The sequence below is a fragment of the Pseudogemmobacter bohemicus genome (genome assembly GCF_003290025.1).
In the GTDB taxonomy this organism is placed as follows: Bacteria; Pseudomonadota; Alphaproteobacteria; order Rhodobacterales; family Rhodobacteraceae; genus Pseudogemmobacter; species Pseudogemmobacter bohemicus.
This window is the reverse complement of the sequence record NZ_QNHG01000001.1, coordinates 90,612-106,224: the sequence shown is the minus strand read 5'-3', so window position 1 is coordinate 106,224 and position 15,613 is coordinate 90,612. Positions and strand designations below refer to the sequence as shown.

12 protein-coding genes are annotated in these 15,613 nt (G+C 63.4%); 11 read left to right on the top strand and 1 reads right to left on the bottom strand.

The features are described 5' to 3' along the window. The first annotated feature begins 547 nt into the window (after positions 1-547). Positions 548-709, top strand: a complete 162-nt coding sequence (locus DRF71_RS27065) for a hypothetical protein (protein WP_157970844.1) — start codon at positions 548-550, stop codon at positions 707-709. A 986-nt stretch (positions 710-1,695) separates the two neighbouring features. Here DRF71_RS27065 and DRF71_RS00450 read toward each other — a convergent pair. Next, the gene (locus tag DRF71_RS00450) at positions 1,696-3,360 is read right to left on the bottom strand and encodes an NAD+ synthase (protein ID WP_112308684.1); all 1,665 of its coding nucleotides are present in this window, start codon (positions 3,358-3,360) and stop codon (positions 1,696-1,698) included. 151 nt (positions 3,361-3,511) lie between these two features. On the opposite strand from DRF71_RS00450, the gene DRF71_RS00445 reads away from it, so the two are divergent. The 10 genes from DRF71_RS00445 to DRF71_RS00400 all read left to right on the top strand — a co-directional run bounded on the left by DRF71_RS00445 (position 3,512) and on the right by DRF71_RS00400 (position 15,543). Further along, positions 3,512-4,960 (top strand): 2-isopropylmalate synthase, encoded by a 1,449-nt coding sequence (locus DRF71_RS00445; protein ID WP_112308683.1) that lies wholly within the window; start codon positions 3,512-3,514, stop codon positions 4,958-4,960. Positions 4,961-5,384: 424 nt separating this feature from the next. After that, positions 5,385-6,977, top strand: coding sequence for a 2-isopropylmalate synthase (locus DRF71_RS00440; protein WP_112308682.1), 1,593 nt, complete (start codon positions 5,385-5,387; stop codon positions 6,975-6,977). A gap of 411 nt (positions 6,978-7,388) precedes the next feature. After that, on the top strand, positions 7,389-8,426 hold the full coding sequence (locus tag DRF71_RS00435; protein WP_112308681.1) for a rod shape-determining protein: 1,038 nt from the start codon (positions 7,389-7,391) through the stop codon (positions 8,424-8,426). A gap of 84 nt (positions 8,427-8,510) precedes the next feature. Further along, a complete protein-coding gene (mreC, locus tag DRF71_RS00430; RefSeq protein ID WP_112308680.1) occupies positions 8,511-9,524 on the top strand; it encodes a rod shape-determining protein MreC in 1,014 nt (337 codons plus the stop codon). After that, positions 9,521-10,060, top strand: coding sequence for a rod shape-determining protein MreD (locus DRF71_RS00425; RefSeq protein ID WP_232831231.1), 540 nt, complete (start codon positions 9,521-9,523; stop codon positions 10,058-10,060). The genes mreC and DRF71_RS00425 overlap by 4 nt, the downstream gene beginning before the upstream one ends. Positions 10,061-10,072: 12 nt before the next feature. After that, positions 10,073-12,019: a penicillin-binding protein 2 gene (gene mrdA, locus DRF71_RS00420; RefSeq protein ID WP_112308678.1), complete on the top strand. Its 1,947-nt coding sequence runs from the start codon at positions 10,073-10,075 to the stop codon at positions 12,017-12,019. A 4-nt stretch (positions 12,020-12,023) separates the two neighbouring features. Further along, the gene (rodA, locus tag DRF71_RS00415; protein ID WP_112308677.1) at positions 12,024-13,163 is read left to right on the top strand and encodes a rod shape-determining protein RodA; all 1,140 of its coding nucleotides are present in this window, start codon (positions 12,024-12,026) and stop codon (positions 13,161-13,163) included. A 246-nt stretch (positions 13,164-13,409) separates the two neighbouring features. Then, positions 13,410-14,336, top strand: coding sequence for a 2-hydroxyacid dehydrogenase (locus tag DRF71_RS00410; RefSeq protein WP_112308676.1), 927 nt, complete (start codon positions 13,410-13,412; stop codon positions 14,334-14,336). 67 nt (positions 14,337-14,403) lie between these two features. Further along, complete coding sequence (locus DRF71_RS00405; RefSeq protein WP_112308675.1) at positions 14,404-14,817, top strand: CopD family protein; 414 nt, start codon at positions 14,404-14,406, stop codon at positions 14,815-14,817. A gap of 18 nt (positions 14,818-14,835) precedes the next feature. Beyond that, the gene (locus DRF71_RS00400) at positions 14,836-15,543 is read left to right on the top strand and encodes a DUF599 domain-containing protein (RefSeq protein ID WP_112308674.1); all 708 of its coding nucleotides are present in this window, start codon (positions 14,836-14,838) and stop codon (positions 15,541-15,543) included. Positions 15,544-15,613: the final 70 nt, after the last annotated feature.

The window sequence follows — 15,613 nt, the reverse complement described above, 5'->3', positions numbered from 1 at the left end:
GAGGACTGTCACTCCTGCCGCCTCTGCAGCCCTGGTCGGCCCTGTCGCCCTTTGTCGCGGGGGGGGGTGAACTCTGCCGCACGGATGTCACCGGTGGCTGTGTCCATCGCCAGGATAAAGAGGGTCAGAAAACAGTCCGGTGGAGCGTTTTCCCGACGATTGACCGCTGCCGATCCCCCCCGCTTGCGCAAGTGGTTTGTTGACCCGTCCGGACCGGTGCCCGGCTGCGAATATGGGTAAGGTCTGTGCCTGAGGCGCTTACATTGCGGGCCGGTATTGGGATACGCGGGCGCTGGTGGCTGCCGCCGAGGTGGCCATATGGTCACCCTGTTCCTCCATCCGGGCACAAACGATATCAGTGGCTCCAGCCGCTGGATGTCCGAGAACAGCCCTTCTGGGGGCTGGCAGGCGGGGGCTGGCAGGCGGGGGCTGGCAGGCGGGGGGCTGGCAGGCGGGGGCTGCGGAGATTTTCGCGCGCGCCCGGACCGGGATCGGCGCGCAGCCGGTTGGCATCCGTGCGAAGATCAGGCTCTGCGCGACCACAATCATGCCGAGAAACGACGTCCTGTCGGGTGTTGCGCCGGCACCGACACGCGAGGCAAACTGCCTCGCCTATAACGCCTGGGTCAGGGAGGCCGGGACGCGTCAGGCGCAGGGTATCGCGCATCTGGTCAATACTGACGCCTGGGTGCCAACCGGCCATGCCTAGATGATGGCCGCCTGCACCGAGGCCTTCAGGGGCCGTCCTCGCCCTATGAGGCCGACCGGCTGCACTGGTCCAGCGCCGGAGGCCTCGACGTGGCAGCCACCCTCTGACTGCCGTTCTTCAAGGCCCCCTGCGGAAGCGCCGTCGTCCTGTCCGCGACAGGTTTGATGAGCGGGACGATTGATCGACACCCCCGGCCACGACGAACCCCGGCCACGACGCCCGCATGCTTTGCCAGATGGGCGCGCAGAGCATGCTCCAGGCGGGTCTTTCGCACGGGCAGCAGGTCGCGGGGGCGAAACAGCATGGCGAGCGCCTGTTGCTCTGGCAATGGCACCGGACCGGGGCGCATCGACGGCCTCATCGCCGCGTCGGCACTGGCTTTTCCATCATGCGCGTCGTTTTTCCGGCGCCTGACGAAGGGCCTGACATGAAACGGCTGGAGCAGGCGGATGTCCCGAGCGGGCGCCTGCCGCGCTCGTGCCCGGTGGGGCGATCTGATACGGGCCTCGATGGCAACAAGCATGGCCGAACTGCGGAGATGAAGGTCAGAAGGCAGCTGCGTCCCGAGGGCAGGACGACCTTTGCATTGATGTCATGGGCCTCGAAAACGCTCCTGGGCGGATCCATCCCGACCAGGGTGATACCTTCCCCGAACAGCCCTCCTCTGTGGCGATTTCGACATCACCCCCTGGCAGATGGCGATGCCCTCGGGCGGGCGCCACCCCAACAAAACCGGACGGCCAGGTCACTGAACTCCGGCACCAGCCCACTCCCCCCAAGGCTCCCCTCACCCTTCCCGAGCAAGCCACACCATATCCCTGCCCAGCCAGTTCAGCAGACACCCTCGCTGCCGCAGCGCCTCGTGCCAGGATCTCCACCGCGTCATGCACGAGCGCACTGCGACAGGCATGGTGCGGCCAGTGATCAGGACCATGAGTTCGAGCGGTGAATCCTGAGCACCGACGACCTTTACAACACTGCCGCTTCTATATGCCCGACCCGTCGCGCCAGCGGTTGACCATCGGGTAGCGGCGGTCGAGCCAGAAGGCTTTCTGGGTAAGCCGCACGCCCGGCGCCGACTGGAAGCGCTTCCACTCGCTGATACAGACGAGGTGCTCGACCCGCTTCACCGTCTCGCGCGCGAAACCTTTCGCGACCAGATCCGCGACCGAGAGGTCATTTTCGATCAGCCCTTCGAGGATCGCATCCAGCACCTCATAGGGCGGCAGGCTGTCTTCGTCCTTCTGATCGGGGCGCAGTTCGGCCGAAGGGGGCTTGGTGATCACCCGCTCCGGCATCACCGGACCAGCGGGGCCTTTCATCCAGGGACGGTGGTTTTCATTGCGCCAGCGCGCGGTGAGGAAAACCCGGGTCTTATACATGTCCTTGATCGGGTTATAGCCGCCATTCATATCGCCATAGATGGTGCAATAGCCGACTGCGACCTCTGACTTGTTCCCTGTCGTCAGCAGCATACCGCCGAATTTGTTGGAAATTCCCATCAGCATCAGCCCGCGCAGGCGGGACTGGATGTTTTCCTCGGCGATCCCCGGCCTGGTCCCGGCAAAGACATGTGCCAGCGCATCGCCGACCGCGCCCTGCGCGCCCACGATGGACACTGTATCCAGTTTCGCGCCCAGCAGACGCGCGACCTCAGCAGCATCATCCAGCGAATGCTGGCTGGTATATTCCGAAGGCAGCATCACGCAATGCACGTTTTCCGGCCCCAGAGCATCGGCCGCAATCGCAGCCACAATCGCGGAATCAATGCCGCCCGAGAGGCCCAGCACCGCCTTTGAGAACCCCGATTTGCGCATGTAATCACCAAGGCCCATGACACAGGCGCGATAGTCAGCCTCTCCGATCGGGGGGATGGCAGCGATCTGGCCCTGATCGGCCTCCCAGCCATCAGGCCCGCGGCGGAAGGTCACCAGCTCTGCCACCTCATCGAATTGTGGCATCTGCAGCGCAAGCCGCCCGCCCCGGTTCAGCACCATGGACGAGCCGTCGAACACCTGGTCATCCTGGCCCCCGACCATATTCAGGTAGATCACCGGCAGCCCGGTCTCGACCACCCGCTCGACCATCAGGTTCAGCCGCAGGTTCGGCTTGCCGCGATGATAGGGCGAGCCATTCGGGACCAGCAGGATCTCTGCCCCGGTCTCGGCCAGCGTCTCGGCGACATCGGGGTGCCAGGCATCCTCGCAGATCGGCGTGCCGATCCGGACGCCTTTGACCACATAGGGCCCGGTCACATCGGCCGAAGAAAACAGCCGTTTCTCATCGAAAACCGCATCATTCGGCAGATGGTGCTTCAGCACCCGGGCCGAGACCTTGCCGCCCTCAAGAATATAATAGCCGTTGTAAAGTGCGCCACCCGCCAGCACCGGCCCGCCGACCCCAAGCGCCGGACCATCGGCACAGTCAAGAGCCAGCGCCTCGATGGCGCGGATCGCATCCTCGTGAAAGGCAGGCTTCAGGATCAGGTCCTGGGTCTGATAGCCGGTGATGAACATCTCGGTCAGCGCGACCAGATCGGCGCCGGCCGCGCGCCCCTTTGCCCAATAATCCCGCGCCTTTGCGGCATTGCCGGCAATATCGCCCAATACCGGATTGGCCTGCACCAGGAGGAACCGGAACGTATCGGTCATCGTCTTATCCTTATCGCGCCTCTCGCCCTCCGCTTCTAGCAGATCGCCCGGGGCAGGAAAGCCTCACGCAGATGCGCGGGCCTGAAGTCTGGACACGGGCGCTCCGCCCTGCTTAGGCTGCGGGCGCAAACGACACCGGAGACATCCCGCAATGCGCAAATTCACGGCAACCCTTTACGCCGCCACACTTGCCGCGCCGCTGGCCACTTTTGTGGCCGCATCGATTGTGCTGTCCTCCGGCCCTGCCCTCGCCCAGTCTGACGGCGAGGTCATTACCAAGCAATATGACAACGGATCGGTTTATGAAGGCACCTTCAGAAACGGCCGTCAGCATGGCAAGGGAACCTACCGCCTCCCCAACGGATACGAATATTCCGGCGACTGGGTCGATGGCGAGATCAGGGGCCAGGGCCGGGCGCGCTATCCGAACGGATCGGTCTATGAGGGCGCCTTTGAAAAGGGCCAGCCCCAGGGCCAGGGCAAGATCACCTTTGCCGATGGCGGCACCTATGACGGCATCTGGATCGAAGGCAAGATGACCGGCGAGGGCGTCGCCACCTATCCCAATAACGCAACCTATACCGGCAGCTTCCTGAACGGACAAAGGAACGGTAAGGGCGTGCTGCAAAACGAGGGCGGCTATCGCTATGAGGGCGACTGGGTCAACGGCGTCAAGGAAGGCAACGGCAAGATCACCTATTCCGACGGCACCATTTATGAGGGCGCGATGCGGGCGGATGAACGCTCGGGGCTTGGCACGCTGACCATGCCGAACGGGCTGGTCTATGCCGGCGGCTGGGCCCAGGGCCAGATCAATGGCGAGGGCAAGCTCACCCAGCCCAATGGCGACACTTATGAGGGCAGCTTCGTCAACGGCAAGCGCGAGGGCCGCGGCATCGCCACCCATAAGGCCGGCGATGTCTATGAGGGTGATTTCAAAGCCGATAAGCGCGACGGCCAGGGCAAATTCTCGACCCCCGATGGCTTCCGCTATGAAGGCTCCTGGGTTGCCGGCAAGATGGAGGGCACCGGATCGGTGACCTATCCCGATGGCTCGGTCTATGTCGGCGCGATGAAGGCCGATCAGTCGCATGGCGAGGGTGCGATCACCTATCCGGACAAATCCACCTATCAGGGCGCCTGGGTGAATGGGGTGATCGAGGGCAAGGGCCGGGCGACCTATGCCAATGGCCAGGTCTATGAGGGCGATTTCGTCAAGGCCCGTCCCGAAGGTGAGGGCGTGATGACCCGCCCCGACGGCTACCGCTATGAGGGCAGCTGGAAAGCCGGGCTTCGCGATGGCAGTGGCACCGCGACATTTGCCAATGGCACCGTCTATAAGGGCGATTTCAAAGCGGATAAGCGCGAAGGCAAGGGTGAGCTGACCACCAGCGAGGGCTACCGCTATGTCGGCGACTGGATGAACAACCAGAGCGAAGGTCAGGGCATCGCCACCTATGCCACCGGCGACATCTATGAGGGCGCCTTCAAAGCCGATAAACGCCAGGGGCAGGGCAAGATGACCTATAAGACCGGCCAGATCGCGGAAGGCATCTGGCAGGATGGCATCCTGACCGAACCCGTACCCGCTGCGCCCTGAGGTTGATCGGGCAGAGGGGGCCCTGCCCCCTCGCCGCTTTGCGGCTCACCCCCGGGATATTTAGAGACAGATGAAATCAGCAAGGGTTTTCATCTGTCCTTAAATATCCCCGCCGGAGGCTTCAGCAGCCAGCCAGAGGCTGCTGAGTGAAAAATTGGTCTGTCGGGCAGAAAAATGCGAACTGACCCTTTTCAGGGCGCAATTCTTCCGTATAGTCCCGCCCCATGAACACGGGATCGCATCAGATTATCCTGCCGCAGCCGGGCGCCTGCCCGCTTCTGCCCCGTGCCCTTCTTCTTCTCAGCCTCGTCTGAGCGGGCCTTCGGGCGCGACCGCTCAGATGTGACCAAGCGCCCGGCCTGCAAACTGGCCCGCTTTGCCTTGCGGGCATCCCGGCTGAGACGACAAGATCAAGGAATTCCCCATGGCACAGACTGTTGCTGACCAATCCGCCAAACAACCCCAGGTCCTGATTTTCGACACCACCTTGCGCGATGGCGAGCAATCGCCCGGCGCGACCATGACCCATGCCGAGAAGCTGGAGATTGCCGGGCTGCTCGACGAGATGGGCGTCGATATCATCGAGGCGGGCTTCCCCATTGCCTCGGAAGGCGATTTCGCCGCTGTGTCCGAGATCGCGAAGAATGCCAGGAACGCGACGATCTGCGGCCTCGCGCGCGCGAATTACAAGGATATCGACCGCGCCTGGGAGGCGGTGAAACACGCAAAATCTCCGCGTATTCATACCTTTATCGGAACCTCGCCTTTGCACCGCGCCATTCCCAATCTGGACATGGACCAGATGGCCGAGCGCATCCACCAAACCGTGACCCATGCGCGCAATCTCTGCGACAATATCCAGTGGTCACCGATGGATGCGACGCGGACGGAAGCTGATTACCTCTGCCGCGTGGTCGAGATCGCGATCAGGGCCGGCGCCACCACGATCAATATCCCCGATACCGTCGGCTATACCTACCCCATGGAATCGGCAAAAATCATCCGCATGTTGCTTGAGCGTGTGCCGGGCGCCGATGAGATCATCTTCGCCACCCATTGCCATAATGACCTCGGCATGGCGACCGCGAACAGCCTCGCCGCAGTCGAGGCAGGCGCACGCCAGATCGAATGCACGATCAACGGCCTGGGCGAGCGCGCGGGCAATACCGCGCTGGAAGAAGTCGTGATGGCGCTCCGGGTCAGGAATGACATCCTGCCCTATCGCACGGGTATTGATACGACCAAAATCATGCATCTCTCGCGCCGGGTCTCGACGGTTTCGGGCTTCGTGGTGCAGCCGAACAAGGCCATCGTCGGCAAGAATGCGTTCCTGCATGAATCCGGCATCCACCAGGACGGCGTTTTGAAAAACGTCGAGACGTTTGAGATCATGAAGCCCGAGCATATCGGACTGAACGCCAAGAATATCGTCATGGGCAAGCATTCGGGCCGCGCCGCTTTGCGCTCGAAACTGGCCGAATTGGGCTATGATCTGGCGGATAATCAGCTGAACGACGTGTTTGTCCGCTTCAAGGCGCTCGCCGACCGCAAGAAGGAAGTCTATGACGAGGACATCCTGGCCCTGGTCGCCGATGAGCAGACCCTCGACGCGCATGACACGCTTGTGTTGAAGAAGTTGCGGGTGATCTGCGGCACCGACGGCCCGCAAGAGGCGGATATGGTGATGTCGGTCGATGGCGTCGATCACCATATCGACGCGACCGGCGATGGCCCGGTCGATGCCGCGTTCAACTGCGTGAAGCAGCTCTTCCCGCATAAGGCGCGGTTGCAGGTCTATCAGGTGGCGGCGGTGACCGCCGGAACGGACGCCCAGGCCACGGTCTCGGTGCGACTTGAGGAAGACGGGCGTATCGTCACCGGCATGTCTGCCGATACCGATACCATCGTTGCCAGCGTGAAGGCCTATATCAACGCGCTGAACCGGCTGATCGTGCGCCGCACCAAATCGGCACCGAATGACGATCTGAAATCGGTCTCTTATATCGACGCGCCGTAAGGGTGCAGAGACGGAGAAAGGCGGTCCTGGTCCGCCTTTCTCTGCCCTGTCCCGGCCCTGGCCAGCCGATTCCCGCAATCGGCTGACTGACTGTCACCGGGGTGCCGCCGCTGCGGGGGATTTCGGTGCTGCCGCCCGGCATCCCGGGTGTGCCAGGCGCGGATGTCGTAAAATGTAAAGTCGTCACGCCAAATGGCCTGTTTCCGCCAGTCGGATATCGCAAAAGTACAAGCCGATTTTACGCACGCAGATGTGTGCCGGAACGCCATCGCCGGGCTTTCACAAAACTCTGTGGCTCTTTATATGAAAGCGCCCGCCAGAGTTCTCTGAGTCGCGGGTGCAACAGGTCGTTTTCCGCCTTATCTGCCCGGCGCGGGACGCGATCCACAGGACACGAAGGACGCTGCCCGCATGGCGCTTATCCCCGGAATCTTCTCGTCGGACATGGCGATCGACCTCGGCACGGCGAACACGCTTGTCTATATCCGTGGCAAGGGCATCGTCCTGAACGAGCCCTCGGTGGTGGCCTATCACACCAAGGATGGCAAAAAGCAGGTTCTGGCGGTCGGCGAGGATGCCAAGCTGATGCTGGGCCGCACCCCCGGCTCTATCGAGGCGATCCGCCCGATGCGCGACGGCGTTATTGCCGATTTCGAAGCCGCCGAAGAGATGATCAAGCATTTCATCCGCAAGGTGATCCGGCGCGGCACCTGGACCCGGCTGAAAATCATCGTCTGCGTCCCGCATGGCGCAACGCCGGTAGAAAAACGCGCGATCCGGCAATCGGTGATCTCGGCCGGCGCGAAACGCGCGGGGCTTCTGTCGGAACCCATCGCCGCCGCCATCGGGGCCGGCATGCCGATCACCGAGCCGACCGGCAATATGGTCGTTGATATCGGCGGCGGCACCACCGAGGTAGCCGTCCTTTCGCTTGGCGATATCGTCTATGCGCGGTCTGTCCGCGTCGGCGGTGATCGCATGGATGAGGCCATCGTCTCTTACCTGCGCCGCCATCAAAATCTGCTGATCGGCGATTCCACGGCCGAGCGTATCAAGACCTCGATCGGCACCGCCCGCATGCCCGATGACGGGCGCGGCGCGGTCATGCATATCCGGGGCCGTGACCTGCTTAACGGTGTCCCGAAAGAGACCGAGATCAGCCAGGCCCAGGTGGCCGAGGCGCTGGCCGAACCCGTGCAGCAGATCTGCGACGCGGTGATGCAGGCGCTGGAGGCCACACCGCCCGACCTCGCCGCCGATATCGTTGACCGCGGCGTTATGCTGACCGGCGGCGGCGCGCTGCTGGGCGATCTGGATCTGGCTTTGCGCGAACAGACCGGGCTGTCGATCTCGGTCGCCAATGAATCGCTGAATTGCGTCGCTCTGGGCACCGGCAAGGCGCTGGAATATGAAAAGCAACTCCGGCATGTGATCGAATACGATATCTGAACCAGATCCCCTGAGCCGGCCCGGGGTCAGCGATGATCCCGGCCTTGCAAACCAGACCATTTCCAGCACCACCGGGGCGCGCGCGTGTCGAGAAGCCGTAGCGGATCAGAAGATTTCTCCCGCCCCGTGCGGCGGCTGCTGGTCGGCTTGCTGGTGGTTGCGCTGCTGGGGATCTTCATCCTGTGGCGGATCGACAGCCCCAGGGTCGAGCGGTTCCGCGCGGCGCTGGTCGATGCGGTGGTGCCCAATATGGAATGGGCGCTGGTGCCGGTGACCGGCGCCATGACGATGATCGAGGATTTCCAGTCCTATACCAGGCTCTATGAGCAGAACCAGGAACTCAAGCGCGAGCTTCTGAAGATGAAGGAATGGAAAGAGGCGGCGCTGCAGCTGGAGCAGAAGAATGCGCGGCTGCTGGATCTGAACCATGTGCGGCTTGACCCAAAACTGACCCATGTGACCGGGGTGGTGCTGGCCGACAGTGGCAGCCCCTTCCGCCAGTCGGTGCTTCTGAATGTGGGCGAGCGCGACGGGATTCGCGACGGCTGGGCCACCATGGACGGGATCGGGCTGGCGGGGCGCATCTCGGGCGTCGGCGCAAGGACCAGCCGGGTGATCCTGATCACCGATACCTCAAGCCGCATTCCGGTGACCATTCAGCCCTCCGGGCAGAAGGCGCTGCTCTCTGGTGACAATTCCTCGCTGCCGCTGCTGGATTTCATCGAATCCACCGACGAGGTGCGGCCCGGAGACCGGGTGGTGACCTCGGGCGATGGCGGGGTCTTTCCCGCCGGGCTGCTGGTCGGCCAGGTCGCCATGGGCTCGGACCGGAGGCTGCGGGTGGTGTTGGCCGCCGATTACCAGCGCCTCGAATTCCTGCGGGTGCTGCGCAGCCATGAGCTGGAGCCGATCCTCGATCCCGGCAGCCTGATCGCGCCGCCGCTGCCTTCGGTGCCCGTGGCAGAGGTCGATGGCGAGGCGCAGGCCGCAACCCAGCCCACCACCGGCAGCGGCGAGATCGGCGAGACCGGCTCGGGCTATGCCGAGGGCGGGGACGCGGCCGGTCAGGAAACAACAGGCCAGGGGGCGGCAGAGTGATCGGCCGCATGCAGATGGACCCCTGGGGGTATCGGCTGCTGTTTCTGGCGCTGGCCGGGTTGTTTCTCTTTGTCCGGCTCTTGCCGCTGGACAGTATGGTCGGCCGCTTTCCCGGCCCGGATCTGCTGCTGTGTCTGATCTTCGCCTGGATGATGCGGCGGCCGGATTTCCTGCCGGTCTGGCTGATCGCACCGGTCTTTCTGGTCGAGGATCTGCTGCTTTTGCGGCCGCCGGGGCTCTGGACCGCACTGGTGGTACTGGCGACCGAATTCCTGCGCGGTCGCCATGCGCTGACGCGTGAGATGAATTTCGCCGTCGAATGGCTGCTGGCCTCGGGGCTGATGATCGCGATGTTGCTGGCGCAGCGGCTGGCGCTTACGCTGACGCTGCTGGATCTGCCGCCCTTTGGATTCGCCGTGGTCCAGGTGCTGTGGTCGATCCTGGCCTATCCGCTGGTGGTGGGGCTGTCGCGCCTTGCCTTTGACCTCAGAAAGCCCGCCACCGGTGAGGTGGATGATTTCGGCAGACGGTTGTGAACGGGTGATCCGATGAGACGCACGCAGAAAGATGTCGAAGACAGCGCCCGCACCATCACGCGGCGGGGCCTGATGCTGGGCGGCGCCATGACGGCGATGGTCGCGGCGCTTGGTGTCAGGATGCGCTATCTCCAGGTCGATCAGGCCGAGGAATTCAAGCTGCTGGCCGAGGAAAACCGCGTCTCGATCGAGCTGATCCCCCCGGGGCGCGGCCTGATCCAGGACCGCAACGGCAAGCTGATCGCCGGGAACGAGCAGAATTACCGCGTGGTGATCACCCGCGAGGATGCCGGCGATGTCGATCTGGTGATGCACCGCCTCGCCGGGCTGATCCCGATGACCTCGGAGGAGCTGGAACAGACGCTGTCCGAGGTGAAGAAGAACGCGGCCCATGTGAAGGTGGTGGTGAAGGACCGGCTTGACTGGAACGACTTCTCGAAGGTCGCGATCAATGCGCCGGCGCTGCCGGGGGTGATCCCCGAGGTCGGCCTGTCGCGGATCTATCCGCGCGGCTATGATTTCGCGCATGTGGTAGGCTATGTCGGCGCCGTGTCGCAAAAGGACATCGACGAGCAGGAGGATCCCGACCCGCTGCTGCGGCTGCCGAAATTCCAGATCGGCAAGATCGGCAGCGAGCGCTGGATGGAGAAGGTGCTGCGCGGTCGCGCCGGCACCCGCCAGGTGGAAAAGAACGCCTTTGGCCGGGTGATGCGCGAACTTGGCCGCGAGGAAGGTGTTGCCGGCGGCGATATCCGCCTGACCATCGACGCCGATCTGCAAAACTTCGCCCAGGCGCGTCTGGGCGAGGAAAGCGCCGCCGTGGTGGTGATGGACATCAAGAACGGCGACCTCTTGTGCTGTGCCTCGGCGCCCTCTTTCAACCCCAACCTGTTTGTGCGCGGCATCAGCTATAGCGACTATGCGGCTCTGACCGAAAACGACCACCGGCCGCTGGCGAATAAGGCGGTCTCGGGCGCCTATCCGCCGGGATCGACCTTCAAGATGGTGACGGCGCTGGCTGCACTCGGGGCTGGTGCCATTGACCTTGGCCACAAGGTGAATTGCCCGGGCTATATGGAATATGGTGGCAGGCGCTTCCATTGCTGGAGCCGGAGCGGTCATGGCACCATGACACTGACCCAGAGCCTGCAAAAAAGCTGCGACATCTATTATTACGACATCGCGCAGAGAGTCGGCATCGACAAGATGGCCGAGATGGCCCGCAAACTGGGGCTCGGGATGCGGCACGACCTGCAGATGTCAGCGATTGTGCCCGGCACCATACCCGACCGGGCCTGGAAACAGGAAAGCTATGGCCAGGACTGGCGCATCGGCGACACGATCAACGCCTCGATCGGCCAGGGCTATGTGCTGGCCTCGCCTTTGCAGCTGGCGGTGATGACAGCGCGGATCGCCTCGGGGCGCTCGGTCGTGCCGCGCCTTGTGCGCATGATCGACGGCAAGGAGATCCCGGCGGCACAGGCCGCGCCTCTGGGCCTCGAAGAGCGCTTCCTTGCCGCGATGCGCCAGGGCATGTGGGATGTGGTGAACAGCCAGGCCGGCACCGCGCGGTCGAACCGGATCGTCGATCCGACCATGGTGCTGGCAGGGAAAACCGGCACCAGCCAGGTCAGGAACATCACCGCAGCCGAGCGCGCCACGGGCGTGATCCGCAATGAACAGCTGCCCTGGCGCCGGCGCGACCATGCGCTTTATGTCGGCTATGCGCCCTTTGACAATCCGCGCTATTCGGTCGCCGTGATCGTAGAACATGGCGGCGGCGGCTCGACTGCGGCGGCGCCGATTGCGCGTGACGTGATCCTTTCGGCGCTGGCCGGAGGCCGGCCGCCCATCGCGGCCTATCCCCAGGACCAGCGCGGCCGCATCGAGTCCATGCTGAAAGACCTGCCGCTGCGCGACCCGGAAACCGGCGTGCTGACCAGTTCAGATCAGGCCTGAGCCCATGGCATTTTTTGAGAACCGCCTGAAACAGGCCCCGACCGGCATCCGCAAGGTGCTTTACCTGAACTGGCAGGTGATCGTGCTGGTTACCGCAGTCTCGGCGGTGGGCATCCTGATGCTGTGGTCGGTGGCGGGCGGGGATTTCAACCTCTGGGCCAAACGCCAGGCGCAGGTTTTTGCCGCCGGCATGGTGCTGATGTTCATCGTCGCCATGGTGCCGGTCTGGTTCTGGCGTTCGATGGCGGGGATCGCCTATCTCACCTCCTTCGTGCTGCTGATCATCGTCGATCTTTACGGTGTGGTCGGCATGGGGGCGCAGCGCTGGATCGACATTGGCCCGTTGCGGCTGCAACCGTCAGAAATGATGAAGTTTTCGCTCGTCCTGATGCTGGCGGCCTATTACGACTGGCTCGATATCCGCAAAGTATCAAAGCCGCTCTGGGTGCTGATCCCGGTTTTTCTGACCTCGCTGCCGACGGTTCTGGTGCTGATGCAGCCGAATCTCGGCACTTCGCTGATGCTTTTGATGGCGGGAGCGGCGGTGATGTTCGCAGCCGGCGTGAGCTACTGGTATTTTGCCGCCGTGATCGGGCTGGTGGTCGGCGCGGTGGTCGCGGTGTTCCAGAGCCGGGGCACCGACTGGCAGCTTTTGCATGATTACCAGTTCCGCCGGATCGACACCTTCCTTGACCCCTCTGCCGACCCGCTCGGCGCCGGCTACAACATCATCCAGGCAAAGATCGCGCTTGGCTCGGGCGGCTGGTCCGGCAAGGGCTTTATGCAAGGGACGCAATCGCGGCTGAACTATCTGCCCGAGAAACAAACCGACTTCATCTTCTCGACGCTGGCCGAGGAATTCGGCTTTGTCGGGGCCTTTTCGCTTTTGATCCTCTATGCGCTGATCATCGGTTTTTGCCTGATCTCGGCGCTGCAAAACCGCGACCGTTTCTCGTCCTTGCTGATCATCGGGGTGGCGGCGAACTTCTTCTTCTACATCGCGGTGAACCTGTCGATGGTGATGGGAATGGCGCCGGTCGTGGGCGTGCCGCTGCCGCTGATGTCCTATGGCGGCTCGGCGATGCTGGTGATCCTTGTGGGCTTTGGTCTGATGCAAAGCGCCCATGTCCACCGCCCGCGCTGAGCGGCCGCCAGAAGATATGTATCTGGCCCAGGGTGAAACAGGCCTTCATCCTGGGCCAGTTATCCACGCCCTGGGCGCGCCTGTCCCGATGGTCCTGTGGAATGATAGAACGCGGATTTGAGTATTTGGATCAAGGGGAAATGGGCTTCCTCCTGACTTAAATACTCCCCCGTGCGGGACGCGCAAAGCGCGCCGAAGGGGCGCTTCCTCTGGACAATTCCGGGCGCGCGGCGCAGGCTCGCACCCATGATGCAGATCTTCTTTTCCGCTCCCGGCTGGGATGAATATGAACCCTTCCTGCCCGCCGCGCTGAAAGCGGCCGGTATCAGTGCCGATATCGTCACCGAGGCCCATGATCCGGGAGCGATTGACTATATCCTCTATGCGCCCTCCTCGCCTTTGCAGGATTTCGCCCCCTTTACGCAGGCGAAAGCGGTGATGTCGCTCTGGGCCGGGGTCGAGCGGATCGTCGGCAATAAAAGCCTCACCCAGCCGCTGACCCGGATGGTCGATCCCGGCCTGACAGAGAGCATGGTCGAATATGTCACCGGCCATGTGCTGCGCCACCATCTCGGCATGGATCGTCATATCGTCAATCCGGATCATATCTGGGACCATGCCTGCCCGCCCATCGCCCGCCAGCGCCCGGTCACCTTCCTTGGCCTGGGCGAACTTGGCCTGACCTGCGCCCGCATGCTGCAGGCGCTGAATTTCCCCGTCAAAGGCTGGAGTCGCAGCCCGAAAGCCATCCCGGGCCTGCCGACATTCCACGGCGATGCGGGTCTGGCCGAGGCACTTTCCGGCGCGCAGATCGTCATCACCCTGCTGCCGAACACCCCCGACACGCAGAATATCCTCAACGCAAAAAGCCTCGCCATGACCGCCCCCGGCGCCGTCATCATCAATCCGGGCCGCGGGCCGCTGATCGACGACCAGGCGCTGCTGGCCGCGCTTGATGCCGGCCAGATCGGCCATGCGACACTTGATGTCTTCCGGGTCGAGCCCCTGCCTCAGGCCCATCCGTTCTGGGCGCATCCCCGCATCACCATCACCCCCCATGTCGCGGCCGATACCCGCGCCGTCACCGCCTCGCAGGTGATCGCCGAAAACATCCGCCGCGCCGAGGCGGGCGAGCCGCTCCTTCATCTCGTCGACCGCGTCCGGGGCTACTGAAGCCGCGCCACAGAGTCTCCGCCGATTTCCCCTTGAACCAAGGGGGGAATCTCTGCCACCTGAGGCCATGGACTGGATCAAAATCATTCACATTCTGGCCGTGATGGGCTGGATGACCTCGATCTTCGCGGTGCCGCGCGCGCTGATCTACTGGAAGCGCGAATGGGCAAGCCTTGGCGCCTTCGGACCGCTTGGCGATCTGACCATCCGGCTTTACCGCTTTTCGGCCGGGCTGATGGTCATCGCCATTGCCACAGGCCTCTGGCTTGCCTTCGGCTGGTGGGGATTCGACCCCTGGCTGCATCTGAAGCTGGGCCTCGTCGCCCTTCTGGTGCTGCATTACCTCTGGACCGGCCGCATGGTCTGGCGGGCCAAACGCGGCGAGTTTCGCGAGAGCGATTTTTTCCTGCGCATTTTCAATGAGATCAGCGTCTTTGCCGTCATCGCCATTCTCTGGGCGGTGGTGGTGAAACCCTTCTGACCGCCCGGGGCCGATGCGATGAACAGCCTGATCAGCCTTGCCAATGCGCCCCTCACCGATCTGGTCGCGCTCGGCGCGATCATTGCCGCCTGGAGCGGCACCGGCTGGCTGGTCGAGCATCCGCCCAAAAGCCGCTGTTCAGTCACCATCCTGATGCAGGATTACCGCCGCGACTGGATGCGCGCCTTCATCACCCGGATGCCGCGCATCTTCGATGTGACGCTGATCGCTTCGCTGCGCCAGGGCACCACCTTCTTTGCCTCGGCCTCGATGATCGCCATCGGTGGCGGCGCGGCGCTGATCGGCAATTCCGGCGCCATCAATGAGCTTGCCGCCGATCTGCCGCTTGATACCGGCCGGATTGATGTGGCGCTGAAGATCCTGCTGCCAATGGCCTTCCTTGCCAATGCGCTGTTGAAATTCATCTGGGCGCATCGGCTGTTCGGCTATTGCGCGATCCTGATGGCGGCGGTCCCGAACGAGCACGACCATCCCGAGGCGCTCCATCGCGCCTGGCAGGCGGCCGAAATCAACGGCACCGCCGCGAAAAGCTACAATCGTGGGCTGCGCGCGATCTATTTTTCGCTGGCGGCGCTGGCCTGGCTTTTCGGGGCAGTGGCGCTGATCCTCGCCACCATCGCCGCCACCCTGGTGCTGCTGCGCCGCGAATTCTGGTCGCATTCCCGCGAGGTGATCCTGAGCCGCCCGCCAAAAGCGGCTGAGTGAAAGGCCCCCTGGGCTGGCGGCCCCCCTTTCCCCTGACCGAAATACTCCCGCGCGGAGCGCAAGGCGCCCC